Source organism: Nonomuraea sp. NPDC049421 (assembly GCF_040677005.1).
In the GTDB taxonomy this organism is placed as follows: domain Bacteria; phylum Actinomycetota; class Actinomycetes; order Streptosporangiales; family Streptosporangiaceae; genus Nonomuraea; species Nonomuraea salmonea.
Genome location: NZ_JBFAQA010000035.1, coordinates 1 through 16,474, shown reverse-complemented (window position 1 = coordinate 16,474; position 16,474 = coordinate 1). Strand labels below are relative to the sequence as shown.

15 protein-coding genes and 2 tRNA genes are annotated in these 16,474 nt (G+C 69.2%); 10 read left to right on the top strand and 7 right to left on the bottom strand.

The features are described from left to right. Positions 1-176: 176 nt before the first annotated feature. Both AB0K18_RS41615 and AB0K18_RS41610 read right to left on the bottom strand, forming a co-directional pair. Entirely contained in the window at positions 177-1,523 is a 1,347-nt protein-coding gene (locus AB0K18_RS41615) for an AarF/UbiB family protein (protein ID WP_364926264.1), read from the bottom strand. A 62-nt stretch (positions 1,524-1,585) separates the two neighbouring features. After that, on the bottom strand, positions 1,586-2,119 hold the full coding sequence (locus tag AB0K18_RS41610) for a hypothetical protein (RefSeq protein ID WP_364565907.1): 534 nt from the start codon (positions 2,117-2,119) through the stop codon (positions 1,586-1,588). Between the two features lie 639 nt (positions 2,120-2,758). Between AB0K18_RS41610 and AB0K18_RS41605 the strand changes: the two genes are divergently transcribed. From AB0K18_RS41605 to AB0K18_RS41590, 4 genes are all read left to right on the top strand, one after another. Further along, positions 2,759-3,031 carry a hypothetical protein gene (locus tag AB0K18_RS41605; protein ID WP_364926263.1) on the top strand — a complete coding sequence of 91 codons (273 nt, stop codon included), beginning with the start codon at positions 2,759-2,761 and terminating at the stop codon, positions 3,029-3,031. A gap of 801 nt (positions 3,032-3,832) precedes the next feature. Then, positions 3,833-4,615, top strand: a complete 783-nt coding sequence (locus AB0K18_RS41600; protein WP_364926262.1) for an enoyl-CoA hydratase-related protein — start codon at positions 3,833-3,835, stop codon at positions 4,613-4,615. A 67-nt stretch (positions 4,616-4,682) separates the two neighbouring features. Continuing rightward, entirely contained in the window at positions 4,683-5,198 is a 516-nt protein-coding gene (locus tag AB0K18_RS41595) for a M48 family metallopeptidase (RefSeq protein WP_344883689.1), read from the top strand. Continuing rightward, positions 5,195-5,779, top strand: coding sequence for a hypothetical protein (locus tag AB0K18_RS41590; protein ID WP_364926261.1), 585 nt, complete (start codon positions 5,195-5,197; stop codon positions 5,777-5,779). Before AB0K18_RS41595 ends, AB0K18_RS41590 begins: the two co-directional genes overlap by 4 nt. Here AB0K18_RS41590 and AB0K18_RS41585 read toward each other — a convergent pair. The 3 genes from AB0K18_RS41585 to AB0K18_RS41575 all read right to left on the bottom strand — a co-directional run bounded on the left by AB0K18_RS41585 (position 5,766) and on the right by AB0K18_RS41575 (position 8,560). Then, entirely contained in the window at positions 5,766-6,695 is a 930-nt protein-coding gene (locus AB0K18_RS41585; protein ID WP_364926260.1) for an endonuclease/exonuclease/phosphatase family protein, read from the bottom strand. The genes AB0K18_RS41590 and AB0K18_RS41585 overlap by 14 nt on opposite strands. A gap of 90 nt (positions 6,696-6,785) precedes the next feature. Beyond that, positions 6,786-7,352, bottom strand: coding sequence for an NUDIX hydrolase (locus AB0K18_RS41580; protein ID WP_364926258.1), 567 nt, complete (start codon positions 7,350-7,352; stop codon positions 6,786-6,788). Beyond that, positions 7,349-8,560, bottom strand: a complete 1,212-nt coding sequence (locus tag AB0K18_RS41575; protein ID WP_364926411.1) for a zinc-dependent metalloprotease — start codon at positions 8,558-8,560, stop codon at positions 7,349-7,351. The genes AB0K18_RS41580 and AB0K18_RS41575 overlap by 4 nt, the downstream gene beginning before the upstream one ends. A 130-nt stretch (positions 8,561-8,690) precedes the next feature. Between AB0K18_RS41575 and AB0K18_RS41570 the strand changes: the two genes are divergently transcribed. From AB0K18_RS41570 to AB0K18_RS41545, 6 genes are all read left to right on the top strand, one after another. Then, positions 8,691-9,764 (top strand): NAD-dependent epimerase/dehydratase family protein, encoded by a 1,074-nt coding sequence (locus tag AB0K18_RS41570; RefSeq protein ID WP_364926409.1) that lies wholly within the window; start codon positions 8,691-8,693, stop codon positions 9,762-9,764. Positions 9,765-9,780: 16 nt separating this feature from the next. Beyond that, positions 9,781-10,206 carry a molybdenum cofactor biosynthesis protein MoaE gene (locus AB0K18_RS41565; RefSeq protein WP_345389687.1) on the top strand — a complete coding sequence of 142 codons (426 nt, stop codon included), beginning with the start codon at positions 9,781-9,783 and terminating at the stop codon, positions 10,204-10,206. A gap of 10 nt (positions 10,207-10,216) precedes the next feature. Continuing rightward, positions 10,217-11,263 carry a PDZ domain-containing protein gene (locus AB0K18_RS41560; RefSeq protein ID WP_364926256.1) on the top strand — a complete coding sequence of 349 codons (1,047 nt, stop codon included), beginning with the start codon at positions 10,217-10,219 and terminating at the stop codon, positions 11,261-11,263. 129 nt (positions 11,264-11,392) lie between these two features. Further along, positions 11,393-14,359 carry a UPF0182 family protein gene (locus AB0K18_RS41555; RefSeq protein ID WP_364926255.1) on the top strand — a complete coding sequence of 989 codons (2,967 nt, stop codon included), beginning with the start codon at positions 11,393-11,395 and terminating at the stop codon, positions 14,357-14,359. Positions 14,360-14,415: 56 nt separating this feature from the next. Continuing rightward, positions 14,416-14,492 (top strand) — tRNA-Met (locus AB0K18_RS41550). Between the two features lie 109 nt (positions 14,493-14,601). Next, positions 14,602-14,678: transfer RNA gene (locus AB0K18_RS41545), tRNA-Met, on the top strand. A 24-nt stretch (positions 14,679-14,702) separates the two neighbouring features. On the opposite strand, the gene AB0K18_RS41540 is transcribed toward AB0K18_RS41545, so the two are convergent. Next, positions 14,703-14,900 (bottom strand): hypothetical protein, encoded by a 198-nt coding sequence (locus AB0K18_RS41540; protein ID WP_364926254.1) that lies wholly within the window; start codon positions 14,898-14,900, stop codon positions 14,703-14,705. 393 nt (positions 14,901-15,293) lie between these two features. Then, positions 15,294-16,016 (bottom strand): hypothetical protein, encoded by a 723-nt coding sequence (locus AB0K18_RS41535; RefSeq protein WP_364926252.1) that lies wholly within the window; start codon positions 16,014-16,016, stop codon positions 15,294-15,296. Positions 16,017-16,474: the final 458 nt, after the last annotated feature.

Here is a 16,474-nt window from a genome sequence, read left to right as displayed (position 1 = left end):
CGCCAACTCACCGCGCCAACTCACCGCGCCAACTCACCGCGCCAACTCACCGCGCCAACTCACCGCGCCAACTCACCGCGCCAACTCACCGCGCCAACTCACCGCGCCACCCTTGCCGCGCACGCTCACCGGGCGCCAAGCCATTGCGCCGAGCCCACGGCATCGAGTTGGCCCGGTCAGCTGACAGCCAGGGCCTCGTCGTCTGGGTTGGGGTCGGCGTCGTCGGCGAAGCCGGGCACCCAGCGGATGACCTCGTCGCGGAAGCGGGCCGTGGTGCCCAACTGGCAGAGGACGCCGATGCCGGCCGCGTGGACACGGTGGATCAGCACGTACGAGGCCGGCAGGTTGAGCTGGCGGACCACGTTCGTGGGCCGAAGGTCGGTCACGCTGGCGGCCTGCGCCTGCAACCACTCCCGGCTGAACGTGAACTCCTCCACCGCCGTCGGCTCCACATACGGCGCGAGGAAGGCGCGCAACGCGTCGGGGTCGATCTCGATGTCCTCGCGGATGAAGCCCTCCTGCCGCAGCCCGGCCATGACGGTCTCCATGTCGCCCTGGTTGAAGATCCGGGTGAGCTGCCCGAACGCCTTCGGGTACCCCTCGGGCAACCGGTTGACGGCGCCGAAGTCGAGCGCGCCGAGCCGCCCGTCGTCCAGCATGCGGAAGTTGCCCGGGTGCGGGTCGGCGTGCAGCATCCCGACCCGCGCGGGGGAGCAGAACAGGAACCGTACGAACAGCAGCCCCGCCTGGTCGCGCTGCTCCTTGGTGCCCTCGGTGATGATGCGCGACAGCGGCGTGCCGTCCATCCACTCGGTGATCAGCACCATCTCGTTGGCGGCCACCACGTCGGGCACGTAGAAGTCGGGATCGCCGTTGAACTCCAGCGCGAACGCGTGCTGCGCCTCGGCCTCGCGCAGGTAGTCGAGCTCCTCGGCGATGCGTTCGCGCAGCTCGCTCAGCACGGACTTCATGTCGAGCCCCGGCAGCAGCGCCCCGAACAGCTTGCCCAGCCGCGAGAGCTGCGCGAAGTCGCCGAGCAGCGCCTTGCCCGCCCCCGGGTACTGGATCTTGACGGCCACCACCCGGCCGTCCTGCCACACGGCTTTGTGCACCTGCCCGATGGAGGCGGCGGCGGTCGGCCGGTCGTCGAACGACTGGAAGTGCTTGCGCCAGTCGTCACCCAACTGCTCGGCCAGCACTTTGTGCACGGTCGACACCGGCAGCGGCGGCGCGGCCTCCTGGAGTTTGGTGAGCGTGGCGCGGTAGGGGCCGGCGATCTCCTGCGGCAGTGCCGCCTCGAAGATCGACAGGGCCTGGCCGAGCTTCATCGCTCCGCCCTTGAGCTCGCCGAGCACCTTGAAGACCTGCTCCGCGGTACGCTGCTGCACCTCCTGGGCCACGATCTCCGCCGACTTGCCGCCGATGCGCTTGCCCAGGCCGAGGGCGGCGCGGCCGGCGAAACCGAGCGGAAGGGTGGCCAACTTGGCCGAGCGCGTGACGGCACGGCGCGGGAGATCGTTCACACTGATGCGCGGAACCTCGGCGAGATACCGCTTCCCCCCTTCGTGATCATCCTTTGAGCACGTCAGTCGCGGTTGGGTGCCATGACCATTCTTAGCGAATATCGATTGTTTCGCATACAGCGACATTGCGGGTGTATCACCCACGATCTCCCTATCCACCGCCAATCAGGCGTTACCTCCACTGTGCCGTTGGTCACAGCAGGGGTTTTTCCGTCGAGGAACGCCAGCGCGTGCCCCACCGCCCCCGCCGCGACGACGCCCGCCAGCGCCACGTCGCAGGCGATCTCGCCCGGCGGATAGCCGCCCAGCTGTGCCGTGACCATCCCCCACTCCGGGTCACGGTCGCGCCGGGTCAGGTCGAGGCAATGCACGCACGCCGTGATGCCCGGCAGGACCAGCGGGCCCACCGTGCCGTGTCCCTCGAAGGCGGATGCCAGAAGATGGGGGATGTCGAGGTCGATCAGCTCGTTGACCAGCACCCCGTCGAGGGGAGTGACCGGCGCCAGGATGACGAGGTCAGGTCGATCGGTCTTGTCCCCAAGATACGGCCCTCCGGCGAGCACATTGACCGTCGGCCGGCACGCCTCCTCACCCAACTCGCTCTCGTACGCACTGACCCGCGGCACCCCTTTCGGCCTCCGCGCCGGCTTCTTCCCTCGGGATCCGGCCTTCGCCCCCTCTCCAGCTCCAGACCCCTCCTCAGCTCCGGGCCCCTCCTCAGCTCCGGGCCCAGACCTCTGCTCCGCCCCAGGACCGAATTGCCGTTCCGCCCCTGGCACGGATCGCCGTTCCGCGCCAGGTCCCGCCTTCTGCTCCGCGCCAGGCCGAGACCGCCGGTCTGCCCCTGGCACAGACCCCCGCCTTGACTCGGTCCCCGGCTCAGACCCCCGCCTTGACCCGGTCGCAGGCTCAGACCTAGACCCAGGGCCTGGGGTTTCCTCCGGTCCTGTCGCTTGCGCCGACCTTGGTCCCTGCGCCGACCTTGGTCCCTGCGGCGGTTTCGCTGCCTGCGCAGGAGACGTGCCGCCTGTCTGTGGGGAGGGTGGGGTGGTGCGCTGAGGGGAGGGGCGGCCGGCCGGTGAGGTGGGTGAATGGGTGACCGCGGCCCGAGCCGGGTGTCCGGTGATGGATGGGGTGATGCCGCCCCAGCGCACCGCCGAATCCTGCGGAAAGCGTGTCGTAGGGACAGGTCCGGCAGGGGGTGGGATGCGCTGGGCCAGGTCCTCGGACTGGATGTGCGACGGAGGCGGTGGGTCGCCGGCGGTGAGGCGGCGGGCGACGGCGACGGCGCCCACCTCCCGAGGGAGGCCCACTTCCGCCCAGGTCAACCCGCCTGGTGTGAGGTCGCCCGGCCGGGCGAGCGCCGGGTCGAGCACACGGATGTTGCCCACGCCGGCGGCCGCGAGGAGAGCGACGATCTGAGCGCCGACCCGGCCGGCGCCGTAGACGCGCACGCGGGCCTGGCGGCGGCATTCGAACGTCGTCATCATGCCGTCGAGGGTGGTTGACGCGAGGTCGAGGGCGTCGAGATCGGGTCTGAGCCGGTCGCGCTGGGCCAGCGGCAGGTCGCTGAGGCAACCGGGTTCGAGTGAGGCGTCGTGGAGCGCGCCCTGGGCGGCGAGATGGTCGATCAGGCACCGGGCGCGCGGCTCGTCGAGCCCTGCGAGTGCGGCTTCCTCCAGCACGGTCTCCAGCTCCCGCGTGCCGTCGAGACGCTCGATCCACTCGAGCACCCGCTCGGTCAGTCCGCTCAGCATCACCGCTCTGAGCGGGTGCGTGCCGAGCTGGAGGGTGCTCTCGTCGCGCAGGAGGTGCCGGAGGGCGGGCTTCACACGTGGCCTCATGGCCGGAAGATTTTCACGACCGAGCAAGATCAGGAGGGACTTCGGCCCCGACTGTGGATAACCAGGCACATGGCGAGTGACCTGTGGATGAACAGCCACCGGGACGCTCTGGCGCGGCGGCGAGAGAGCGAAGCGGTCGATGGAAGAAGGGCCGGAGAGCGTGGGAGGCGGGGAGTCGAGGCTGCGGCGAGTGCTGTGCTCCGGCGGGAGTCCGAAGCGCCGACGCACCGGAGTACCGGACCGCAGGAGCGCCGAAGCGCTGGAACGCCGGTCCGCTGAGCGGCCGGACGGTCGGTCCTTTCGAGCGCCAAGCGCTGGGTCGTTGAAGCGCTGGAGCGCTGGAGCGCTGGAGCGCTGGGCGGTGGGACGTGGAGTGCTGGAGCGCTGCGCGGTGGGACGTGGAGTGCTGAGGTGCTGGGCGGTGGGGGCGGGGGCGGGGGAGTGGGGCGGGTTACGCTTCCCGGCATGAACGAGCTCTTGGTTGATCGCAGAGATGACGGAGTAGTGCTCATCACCCTCAACCGCCCCGACATGCGCAACGCCATGACCGACACCATGACGGCCGAGTGGCGGGCGGTCATGGCGGAGCTGGGCGATGACCGGCAGGCGCGGTGCCTGGTCGTGACCGGCGCGGGGTCGGCGTTCTCGTCCGGTGGTGACCTGTCGTGGATCGGCGAGCGCGGTACGGAGGCCGTCCCGCAACTCCGCGAGCGCATGCTCGCCTTCTACCGCACCTGGCTGGCGATCACCGAGCTCGAGATCCCCACGATCGCCGCCGTCAACGGCCCCGCGGTGGGTGCGGGGCTGTGCGTGGCGCTGGCCTGTGACCTCGTGTACGCCGCCGACGACGCCAAGCTGCTGGCCCCGTTCACGTCGCTGGGCCTGCACCCGGGCATGGCCGCCACGTACCTGCTGCCGAGGAGGGCGGGCGCGCGGTTGGCGGCGGAGATGCTGCTGACCGGTCGCAGCGTCTCTGGGCAGGAAGCGTCCGACAAAGGACTGGTAAATCAATCTTTCCCGAAAAATCATCTAATGTCGGAAACGGAGGCCATCGCCCGGAAGATCGCCCAGAACGCCCCCATTGCCACGCGCCTCACCAAAGTAGCCCTCAACCAAGACCATCAAGACCTGGAAGCCGCGCTGATGTGGGAATCCCTGGCCCAGCCCGTGACCATGGCCTCCGCCGACATGATCGAGGGCCTGACCGCCCATCGGGAAAGGCGCATGCCCAAATTCACCGGCTCTTAATCATCTGACCAGCAGAAACATGGTCCACCCTCTGTGGAATTTCGTCAGTCTCGGCTAACGTGCATATGTGCCCCCCGAGACAGTCGAGGTTCGTCGCAGTTCTCGTCGCCGGCGTACGGTTTCCGCCTACCGCGACGGCGACAAGACGATCGTGCTCCTGCCCGCCTGGCTGAGCGGTGAAGACGCGGATGAATGGGTGAGCCGCATGCTGGATCGGCTGGCCGCGAAAGAACGACGTCGAAGGCCGACCGACGAGGCTCTGCTCGAGCGGGCCAAGGAGCTGTCGGCCAGATATCTGGACGGCGAGCCCGACCCGGTGAGCGTGCGCTGGGTGGACAACCAGCAGCACCGCTGGGGCTCGTGCACCCCGGAGACCGGGACGATCCGGATCTCCACCAGGCTCAAGGGCCTGCCCGAATGGGTCATCAACTATGTGATCATCCACGAGCTGGTGCACCTGCTGGTGCCCAGCCACGGGCCCAAGTTCTGGGCACTGGTAGAACAGTATCCGAAGGCGGAGCGGGCCCGCGGGTTCCTTGAGGGATTCTCCGCCGCGGCCCACACCGCACCGGAGGAGTGTTGACGCGCATCGTCGCGGTCCTGGTTCATCGGCACATGGCGGACGCGGCGCCCGAAGGCGTCGATCCCGCGCGGTTCCTTGAGGCGGTGGCCGAGGACACGTACGAGATGGTCGCCGACCTCGACCTCGTCACCCCCGTGCTCGCCACCAGCGTCCCCGGCCTCGACGACATCGTCTGGCCGGGCACCGAGGTGATCACGATCACCGAGGGCGAACCGTTGAAAACCACCCTCGCCCGCCTCAAGGCCGATCAGGCGGCGGTGATCTGCGCCGACGCGCCCGACCTGCCGCCCCTGCTGGTGGGCAAACTGTTCAGGGAGCTGGGCCGGGCCGAGATCACGATCTGTCCCGCGGAGAACGGCGGAGCCGTCGCCATGGCCTGCGCCCTGCCCGCGCCGGAGTGGGCCGAGCCCGACCTCGACGCGTACGACGTCGTCAAAGACCTGCGCGCGCAGGCCCCCGGCCCCCGCAGGGTGGCGACCACCCCGGGCTGGCACCGCCTGCGCACCCCCAGCGACCTCGCCCGCCTCGACCCCGGCCTGGAGGGCTGGGAGAGCACCAGAGCCCTGATCACGGCACGGTGAGCCGGGCCAGCACGGCGCGGTGATCGGTGCGCGGCACGTCACGCACGCTCACCTCCTGCACCCCCACCCGCCGATCGACCAGCACGTGGTCGATGGTGATGAGCGGCGGCACCTTCTTGTTGGCCGGCCACGTGGGGATCAGCCCGGCCCCGACCTCGTCGGCGGCGTCCTTGTAGCCGCGCGCGAGCAACCGGCGCATGGAGGAGTGGTCGAGCGAGGCGTTGAAGTCGCCCGCGATGATCCTGATCCGGTCGGGCGAGGCGGACGGGAAGGACTCAAGGGCCCGCTTCCAGTCGGCGACCTGCGGCCCGAGCGGCGGGAACGGATGCGCGTCGATGAACTCGATCGGCTCGCCCCCGGGCAGCGCGATCGTCGCCGCCGGCATGTGGTGCCCGGCCGGCGCGCTCCAGCTCGTGAGCGGCTCCATCGGATGCCGGGAGAACAGCCCGCTGCCGCTGGCGTTCCACTCGTCCTCCAGCACGCGGTACGGCATGAGCTCCTTCAAACCGGCCGCGTCGAGGTCGGCGACAGCCCCCGGCGTCAGCTCCTGAGTGCTCAGCACGTCGGGCCTGTACTCGCGTACGAGCTGTAGAATCGTTCCCACGTCGGCCTTGCCGAACAACATGTTGACCGTCATGACCTGCAACGGCCTGCCCTTGGCCGCGTCGGCGGTGCCGAGCGCCCTGGGCAACACGCTGAAGCCGAGCGCCGTCGTCGCGAGCAGCGCGACGACGGTCGCGGCGCGCCTGCGTCCGAGCGCCGCGATGACGAGGGGGAGCAGCGAACCGGCCGCCGCGTACGGCGTCGCCGTCATGAGCTGCGTCGGCAGCGACCCGCGTTCGAGGCCGGCCACCCTGGCCACCGCCCACGCGGCGAACGGGGTCACGGCCACCCAGGTCAGCGCCGCGCGAGGCATCCTGCGACGTTTGCGAACCGGCGTCACGATCGTGCCGCCGACGGCCGAACCCTCCACACGAGCCCCCCTTTGGAACGACGCAAAAGGACTCTAGCCAAGCCCAAGCGCGCGTGAGCTTGAGCCAAGCACCTCACGTCCGCGTGCGGCCAAACGCCTGGTGGCCTCGTCGGACGGCTCGGGGATCTCGTCGACCGGGAACCACCGCAGGTCGAGCGACTCGTCGCTGATCACGGTCGTGGCGTCGGGAGGCGCCACCGCGGCGTATTCGACGTCGAGATGCCAGCTGTGCGGCGGATGGCACCACACCAGGTGCCGGTCGACCGCGAGCGGCCCGGGCAGCAGGCGCAGGCCGGTGATGCCGGACTCCTCCCACGCCTCCCGCAGCGCCACCTCCGCCAGCGAAGTGTCGGAGGTCTCACAATGGCCGCCCATCGGCAGCCACATCTTCGCCTTCGGGTGCAGCGTGAGCAGCACCTGGGACCCGTCGTGCGACAGCACCGCCGTCGTCGCCGTCAGATGCCCGGGCACGCATTCGCGCAGCATCGCGTCGTCGTGAGCGCGCAGGTGATCGAGGAACTCCAGGCGCAGCGCCTCTTCCTCCGGCGTCGGCGCGGCCCAGGAGGACAGCACCGCCACCGCGTCGGCGTGCAGGGTCAACGCTTGCCTTCCTCGCCCTCGTCGTCGGGCTTGGCCTCGAGCTGGGAGATGTCCCAGGTGGCCTCACCGCGTACGAACGCGTCGGGGTCGTCGAGGTCCTCGGCCGTCGGCATCAGGTCGGGGTGGCTCCACAGCGCGTCGCGCCCGTCGACGCCGCGCGCGTTCTCCAGCGCCTGCCACAGCGCCGCGGCCTCGCGCAGCCGCCGCGGCCGCAGCTCCAGACCCACCAGCGTGCCGAACGTCAGCTCGGCGGGCCCGCCGGTGGCCCGGCGCCTGCGCACGGTCTCGGCCAGCGCCACCGCGGAGGGCAGCTTGCCCTGCGCCGCGCGGTCGACCACGGTGGCCACCCACCCCTCGACCAGCGCGAGCGTCGTCTCAAGACGCGCGAGCGCGGCCTTCTGCCGCTCGGTCTCCTCGGGCTTGAGCAGGTTGCCCCCGCTCAGCGCCTCCTGGATGGCCTGCGGGTTGTTGATGTCGAGCCCGCGGATCTGCTCTTCGAGCGCGGAGGTGTCGACCGTGATGCCCCTGGCGTATTCCTCGACCGCGCCGAGCAGATGCGAGCGCAGCCACGGGACGTGCTGGAACAGCCGGTGGTGCGCGGCCTCGCGCAGCGCCAGATAGAGCCGGATCTCGTCGGACGGGATCTCGAGGCCCTCGCTGAAGGACGCGATGCCGCCGGGCAGCAGCGCCGCGGTGTCGGACAGGGGAAGACCGATGTCGGTGGTGCCGATCACCTCGCGCGCCAGCGAACCGATCGCCTGCCCGATCTGCTGGCCGACCATCATGCCGCCCATCTGCTTCAGCATGCCCATCAGCGGCCCCGCCATCTGCTGGGCCTCAGGGGGCAGGCCGGAGCCGCCGAGCGCGCCGCCCATGGTCTCGACCATGCGTTCGGCGATCGGCTCGCACAGCTTGCGCCAGATCGGGATCGTGTTCTCGATCCATTCGGACCGGCTCCAGGCCTGCGGCGTCGTCACGCCGCTCGGCAGCGTCGTCGCCTCGTTGAGCCACAGGTCGGCCAGGCTGAGCGCCTCGATGATCTGGCGGCGCTCGCCTTCCATGACACTCGGGTCGCCCTCGGCGACCACGGAATGCCTGGCGATGTTCTTGGCCATGTCCCAGTTGACAGGGCCTGAACCCTGGGGCGCCGACAACATGTCGGCGAACTGGCGCATCGCCTGAGCCATCTGCTCAGGGTTGCCGAACATGGCGAACGGGTTCTCGTTGGGGTCGTTTTCGCGACCTGGCAGGTCAGTCACCGCTCTACCTCGTGCAGGATGGAGGAGTCCACATCCGCCACGTTAGTCGTCCTACGGCGGATCAGTGCAAAGTGAGGACCTGGTGCCAACCTCGAAACGCTCGCGCCAACCCGTCGTCGCCGTCACAGGCGCGGCCTCCGGCCTGGGCCGCGAGCTGCTCGCGAGGCTCGTATCCGCCGCGGATTTCCGCAGAGTGGTGGCCATCGACGAGCAGCGCGGCGACATCCAGGAGGCCACGTGGAGAGTGATCGACGTACGAGATCCGCTCTTGGCGAACCGGATCTCCGACATCGACGTCCTGGTCCATCTCGCCGGTGACTACGCCGTCGACTCCGACCCGGGGGAGCGGCGCGCGTACAACCTGCGTGCCGCGCAGACCGTGCTCACCGCCTGCGCCGCCGCACGCGTGCGCAAGGTCGTGCTGGTCACCAGCGCGATGGTGTACGGCGCCGCAGCCGACAACGAGGTGCCGCTGCCCGAAGACGCCCCCGTGGCCGCCGAGCCCGACACCGGCGTGGTGGGCGACTTCCTGGAGATCGAGTCCCTCGTACGCAGGTCGCTGCGCAGCCACCCCGGCCTGGAGATCACCGTGCTGCGCCCCGCGGCCGTCGTCGGCCCGGGGGTCGACACCGTGATCACCCGCCACTTCGAGTCGCCCAGGCTGCTCACGGTCAAGGGCTGCCACCCCCATTGGCAGTTCTGCCACATCGACGACCTCGTCTCCGCCCTCGAACTGGCCGCCCGCGGCCTGGTCAGCGGCGTGGTCGCGGTCGGCAGCGACGGCTGGCTGGAGCACGAGCAGATCGAGGAGCTCTCGGGCATCAGGAGCCTTGAGCTGCCCGCCGGCCTGACGTTCGGCACCGCGCAGCGCCTCCACCGCCTCGGCGTCACCCCGGCGCCCGCGACCGACCTGCACTACGTCGTCTATCCGTGGGTCGTCGACTGCGCCGCGCTGCGCGAGGCGGGCTGGAAGCCCCAATGGACGAACGAGGCCGCGTTCGAGCAGCTCCTGGAGCTGCGCGAGAACCGTACGACCGTGGTCGGGCGCCGCCTGCCCGTCAAGGAGGCCACGCTCACCGCCGCCGGCGCCACCGTCGCCGTCATCGGCACCGCCGCGATCGTCCGTCAGGTACGTAAGAAGCGTCGCTCGTAACGGTTAGGCTCTTTCTGTGGACGTCATCCGCTTGCTCGGCATACGTGAGACCCCGCTCTCGGTCGACGAGGTGCTGGCCGCCGTGCGCGACCACGCCGCCGGCGGCACCGCCTTGTTCCTCGGCACCGTCCGTGAACAGGACCACGGCAAGCCGGTGACCGGGCTCGCCTACTCCGCCCACCCCTCGGCGGAGGCCGAGCTGCGCCAGGTGGCCGAGAAGGTCGCCGCCGACTTCCCGGTGACCGCCGTTGCCGCCGTGCACCGGGTGGGCGACCTCGCGCTCGGCGACACCGCGGTGATCGTCGCGGTCGCCGCGCCCCACCGCGACGAGGCGTTCAAGGCCGCGCGGCGGCTCATCGACGACCTCAAGGCCCGCGTCCCCATCTGGAAACATCAGGCGTTCGCCGACGGCGAGACCGAGTGGGTCGGCGCCGGCGAATAAGCTCGAAGACATGTCTCGACGCGCCCTGACGCTCCTGCTCGCGGGATTCCTCGTGCTCGCGCTCGGCGTGGCGGGCGCGTTCCAGCCGGTTCCGTACGTCGTGCTGAGCCCCGGCCCGACGGAGAACACGATCGGCGAGGTGAACAAAAAGCCCGTCATCGCGATCAAGGGCAGGCAGACCTACCCCACCAGCGGCTCGCTGCAACTGGTCACGGTCGCCTACCAGGGCGGCCCCGCCGCCAAGATCGACCTGCTGACGGCGCTGCGCGGCTGGCTCGACCCGACCGTCGCGGTGGTCCCGCAGGAGACGATCTTCGCTCCCGACCGCACCGCGCAGGAGGTCGAGGAGGAGAACACCGTCGAGATGACCAACTCCCAAGACTCCGCCACCGCCGCCGCGCTCAACGAGCTGAAGGTCCCCTACGCGATGGTCGTGGGCGTGGTCTCCACCGAGAAGGGCAGGCCCGCCGACGGCAAGCTGATGAAGGGCGACGAGATCAACTCCGTCGACGGCAAGGAGACGAAGGACGTCACCGCCGTCGCCGACGCGGTCAAGGCACACAAGCCGGGCGAGAGCGTCACCTTCAACGTCACCAGGGGCACGCAGAAGCTCGACGTCACCGTGCAGACGGTCGCGGGCCCCAAGGCGCAGACCGTCGTCGGCGTCATGATGCAGGCGAAGTACAAGTTCCCGTTCGACGTCGACATCAACGTGGGCGACGTGGGCGGGCCGAGCGCCGGGCTGATGTTCTCGCTCGGCATCCTCGACAAGCTCACCCCTGGAGAGCTGACCGGCGGCAAGCAGATCGCCGGCACCGGCACCATCACCCCGGCCGGCGAGGTCGGCGCGATCGGCGGCATCGCGCAGAAGATGGTCGGCGCCAAGGACTCAGGCGCCACGATCTTCCTGACCCCGGCCGACAACTGCGCAGAGGCGCTCAAAAGCGTTCCTGACGGGCTGCGGCTGGTCAGGGCCGACACGTTGCACAGCGCGGTGGCGTCGCTCGACGCGCTGCGCACCGGCAAGGGCGACGTGCCCGCGTGCGAGGCCGGATGAAACTTCTGGCGCTCGCCGTGCGTTAGCCGTACGGCTGGCCCTGCGGTGTAGGTTGCCAGACACGGACCGTTTCTTCATTACGACGAGGGGTTGGCCTTGAGCTTCCGGACCCCAGGAGCCGGCAGGGCGATGCGCTTGCCCCGCCGACCGCGACTGCTTCTGCCTGTGGCGATCGCCCTCGTGGCGATCGTGGCATTCTTCTTCCTGTTCTCCGGCATCTATACCGACTATCTGTGGTTCGACGCGACCGGATTCACGACGGTCTTCAGCGGTGTGGTGCTGACCCAGATCGTGCTGTTCCTGGTCGGAGCGGTGCTCATGGTCGCCATCGCGGGCGGCAACATGTTGCTCGCCTTCCGCACCCGGCCCATGTTCGGACCGGCGATGTTCGGCGGCGCCAGCGGAGCCGACCGCTACCGCATGGCGCTCGACCCCCACCGCAAGCTGATCTTCATCGTCGGCATGGCGCTGCTCGCCCTCTTCTCCGGCTCGTCCTTCTCGGGCCAGTGGCAGACGTGGCTGCAGTTCATCAACGGGGAGTCGTTCGGCAAGACGGACAAGTTGTTCGGGATGGACATCTCGTTCTTCATGTTCGACTACCCGTTCATCCGGATGGTGCTGAACTTCCTGTTCACCGCCGTGATCATCTCGATCGTGCTGGCGACGATCACGCACTACCTGTACGGCGGCTTCCGCCTGCAGTCGCCCGGCGTCCACGCCTCCCGCGCGGCCCGCGTCCACCTGTCGGTGCTGCTGGGCGTCTTCGTGCTGCTCAAGGCCGTGGCCTACTGGCTCGACCGGTACGGACTCGTCTTCTCCGACCGGGGCTTCGTCCACGGCGCCTCCTACACCGACGTCAACGCCGTCCTGCCGGCCAAGACCATCCTCGCGATCATCGCGCTGATCTGCGCCGCGCTCTTCTTCGCCGGCGTGGTGCGTCCGGGCGGCATGCTGCCCGGCGTCTCCTTCGGCCTGCTCGTGCTCTCGGCCATCCTCATCGGCGGCGTCTACCCGGCGCTGGTCGAGCAGTTCCAGGTCAAGCCCAACCAGCAGGGCAAGGAGTCGCCCTACATCGGGCGCAACATCGAGGCGACACGCGAGGCGTACAACGTCGACAAGACCGAGGTCGAGACGTACAACGCGCAGGCCGACCCGACCAAGGTCCAGGCCAACGGCGACACCTCCGTCTCCGGCGTGCGCCTGCTCGACCCGTCCCTGGTCTCCTCGACCTACGAGCAGACCCAGCGCATCAGGGGCTTCTACAGCTTCGCCGACCCGCTCGACGTCGACCGCTACCCCGACAGCTCGGGCAAGCTGATCGACCACATCGTCGGCGTCCGCGAGCTCGACGGGCCGCCCGAGGGCCAGAACAACTGGATCAACCGGCACCTCGTCTACACCCACGGCTACGGCTTCGTCGCCGCGCCGGGCAACAAGGTCGACACCAGCGGCCTGCCCGACTACGACGCCAAGGACATGCCGGTCACCGGCCCGCTGGTCAACAGCACCCAGCTCAAGGAGTCGCGCATCTACTACGGCGAAGACCCGGCCTCGGCCGAATACGTCATCGCCGGCGGCAACCCCAACGCGCCGCAGGAGCTCGACTACCCGGAGACCGGCGGCACCGGCCAGAAGAACACGACCTACACCGGCCGGGGCGGCGTCCCCGTCGGCTCGTTCCTCAACCGGCTCCTCTACGCCGCCAAGTACGGCGAGGCGAACATCGTCCTGTCCGGCGACGTCAACGACAACTCCAAGATCCTGTACGTCCGCAACCCGCGCGAGAGGGTCCAGAAGGTCGCCCCCTATCTCACGCTCGACGGCAACGCCTACCCGGCGATCATTGAGGGTCGGGTGCAGTGGATCGTCGACGGCTACACGACGAGCAACGACTACCCGTACTCGCAGAGCGAGAGCCTCGGCGAGATGACGCGCGACACCTCGACCGACCGGCGCGTCATCGCCCAGCAGCCGAGCGACCGCATCAACTACATCCGCAACTCCGTCAAGGCCACGGTCGACGCCTACGACGGCACGGTCAGGCTCTACGCGTGGGACAGCAACGACCCGCTGCTCAAGACCTGGAGCAACGCCTTCCCCGGCACGATCCGCCCGGCCTCGGAGATGAGCGCCGAGCTGAAGCAGCACGTGCGCTACCCGGAAGACCTGTTCAAGGTGCAGCGCTACACGCTGTCGCGCTACCACATCACCGACCCGGCCGCCTTCTACAGCGGCCAGGACTTCTGGAACGTCCCCAACGACCCGACGCAGGGCGAGAAGAACATCAAGCAGCCGCCCTACTACCTGACCACCACGATGCCGGGCGGCCAGCCGACGTTCTCGCTGACCACCACGTTCGTGCCGCGTCAGGGTCCGAACCTGGCGGCGTTCATGGCCGTCGACTCGTCGGCGAGCGGCGAATACGGCCGGATGCGCATCCTGCGCATGCCGTCCAGCACCCCGATCCCCGGCCCAGGACAGGCACAGAACGCCTTCCAGAGCCGCTTCGCGGGTGAGCTCAACCTGCTGGGCGTCGGCGCCTCGTCGGTCCGTTACGGCAACCTGCTGACGCTTCCGTACGCGGGCGGGCTGGTCTACATCGAGCCGGTCTACATCCAGGTGGCCGCGGGCGGCGGGCAGGAGCCGTACCCGATCCTGCAGCGCATCCTGGTGTCGTTCGGCAGCAAGATCGGTGTGGCCCGCACGCTGGAGGAGGCCCTGCAAGAGGTCTTCGGTGGCGAGCAGCAACAGCAGCAGCAAGAGCAGGAACAGACGGACGAGCAGCAGCAGGCTCAGCCCGACCAGGCGAGCACGGCACTGAACACCGCGATCTCCAACGCCCAGAAGGCCTACTCCGACGCCCAGAAGGCGCTGCAGGCCAGCCCACCCGACTGGGACGCCTACGGCGACGCCCAGAAGCGGCTGGAGGAGGCGCTGGAAGCGCTGAAGGGCGCGAACGCCCAGCCGCAGTCCTCGCCGTCACCGACGCCGTCAGGCTCCCCGCCGGCGTCACCGCCGGCATCACCGTCCGCCACACCGACAGACTCGCCGCCGGCCGCGCCCAGCGCGTCACCGTCGGCCACGCCGACCGGTTAGCGCCATTCAGTTTGCGTCCGCCCCGCGTCGCCCGGTAGCCTTCATAAGCACGACGACGCGGGGTGGAGCAGTTCGGTAGCTCGCTGGGCTCATAACCCAGAGGTCGCAGGTTCAAATCCTGCCCCCGCTACCAGGCCGAAGGCCCGGGATCCGGAAACGGAGACCGGGCTTTCGGGTGAACGGACCACCTCGGTGGTCAAAGCACTCCTCCGGGGCCTGTAGAGTAAGTGCAGACACACCGACGCGGGGTGGAGCAGTTCGGTAGCTCGCTGGGCTCATAACCCAGAGGTCGCAGGTTCAAATCCTGTCCCCGCTACCAAGGTTGAAGTCCCCGGCCACCGGATCATCCGGAGGCCGGGGACTTCTTCGTTTCCTGGGTTGCGTGGCTGACCATGAGGTACGTCTTGCGTACGGCCCAGCCGAGCAAGAACACCCCGAAGACGATCTGGACGCCGCGCATCCAGCCGGGCGACCCCTGATCCGCATAAATCACGATGCCGACCCACATCAGGCCGAATAGCCCGACCAAGCCGACTGCCACCCAATTCAGCCCCCGCTGCCACATATGCGCAGTCTTACAGGCGGTCGACCAAGGGCGGGTATGCCCGAAGTTGTCATCATGTCAGCGCCTGACCGCCGCCCCTCGGGCCGTCGCAGCCGAACACGACGCCGCCCTCAGCCGAGGCCGGCTGGTCGCATCGGAGAGGCGGGTGGCCCCCCCTCCGAGACAGGACAGCCGTCCCGGGGGTGGGACGGCTGCTCCGGGGTGGGACGGTCGCCCCCGGAACGGGACGGTTGCCCCCGGGGCGGGATGGGCGCCTCAGAAAGGCGGCGGGTTGACCATCTCAACCAAGGTCGGACGGTCTCGTCAGAGGGGCTGGATGGCCCCTACTACGGAACAGGACCGTCGCCGCGCCGAGGCGAACCGGTCGCTTCAGCGGGGGAGGATGCGTGCGGTGCCGATGCAGCTGCGCATTCGCGGGGCACCGGAGCGCGGCGGACTCTGGTTCGTCACGTCGCCCTCCAGGGGGAGCTGCGTATCCTGCGCGAGCTGGACGTCCTGGCCCTCCAAGCCCTGCCCGGTGAACGTCGGCCCCTCCACGAGCCCCTTGCCTTCCGGCGCCCGCGTGTCCATGCCGTCCCTCTCCTGGGCTTGGCCTTCCACCGCTTGGCCTTCCACCGTCTGGCCTTGCACCGCCTGCGCTTCGAGTGCCGGCTGGCCCGGAAGCTCCTCCGTTCGGTCAGGGAGGAGCTCCCCTGGGAGTGCTCGCCCCTCGAGGGACCGTCCCTCGGGAGACCGTCCTTCGCGGGGCGGGCCCTCAAAGTCGCGGCTCTCCAGGCAGGCGAGCAGGGCGGCCGCCGCGCGGGCGTCGGCGAGGATGCGGTGAACGGCCTCACCGTCCTCCGGCAGCTGCCCCCGCTCGGCCAGCTCGTGCCGGATGAAGCCGAGGGGGTCGGGCGAGCCCACGATGTCGGCCGCCACCGTCGCCCGCGCCGCCGTCAGCAGCCGCAGATAGTGCGAACGCAACACGGCCTCGCGCAGCCGGGCGTGCTCCAGGTCGTCGATCAGAGTTCTGGCGATCCGCAGCAGGTCACCAGCGTGGGTCGCCTCGTCGGCGAGGAACGCGCGGATGTCATCGAACTCCGACCGGGTCATAGCGGTCACCCCTCCGTGAGCGCAGTCTGCTCGTGACCTACTTCGTACCTGGGGGCGATTGCGGATGACCTGCGGCCGGCTTGCCCCACGGTGCCGGCTGGGGAGCTCGTTGCCGAGGTTTGAGTGTCTGGTGGGAAGGGAAGAACCTTCTGATTACCTGAGTCGGCCCGAGTACGCGGTGCAGGCTGCTAGAGTTACTTCCCGCAGGGCGATCGAGAGGTTCCTCAGAGCCTCGGAGATGCCCGGCAAATCCCACTACCTTCGCGGTCGTCCGTCGCTGGTTTCGCATCACTTCGGATCTGCTGGTAAGTTAGAGGGGTTGTCTCCGAAAGGGGGCGCGGCTTAATTCTTGGAAAGTCGAGTCGGTCCGGTCAATTTGACAGGGACTTGAGCGGCTGAAAAGATTAAGACACAACAGAACGAACGGAGTGAACGCCTCCGAGCGGGGATCACAAGGG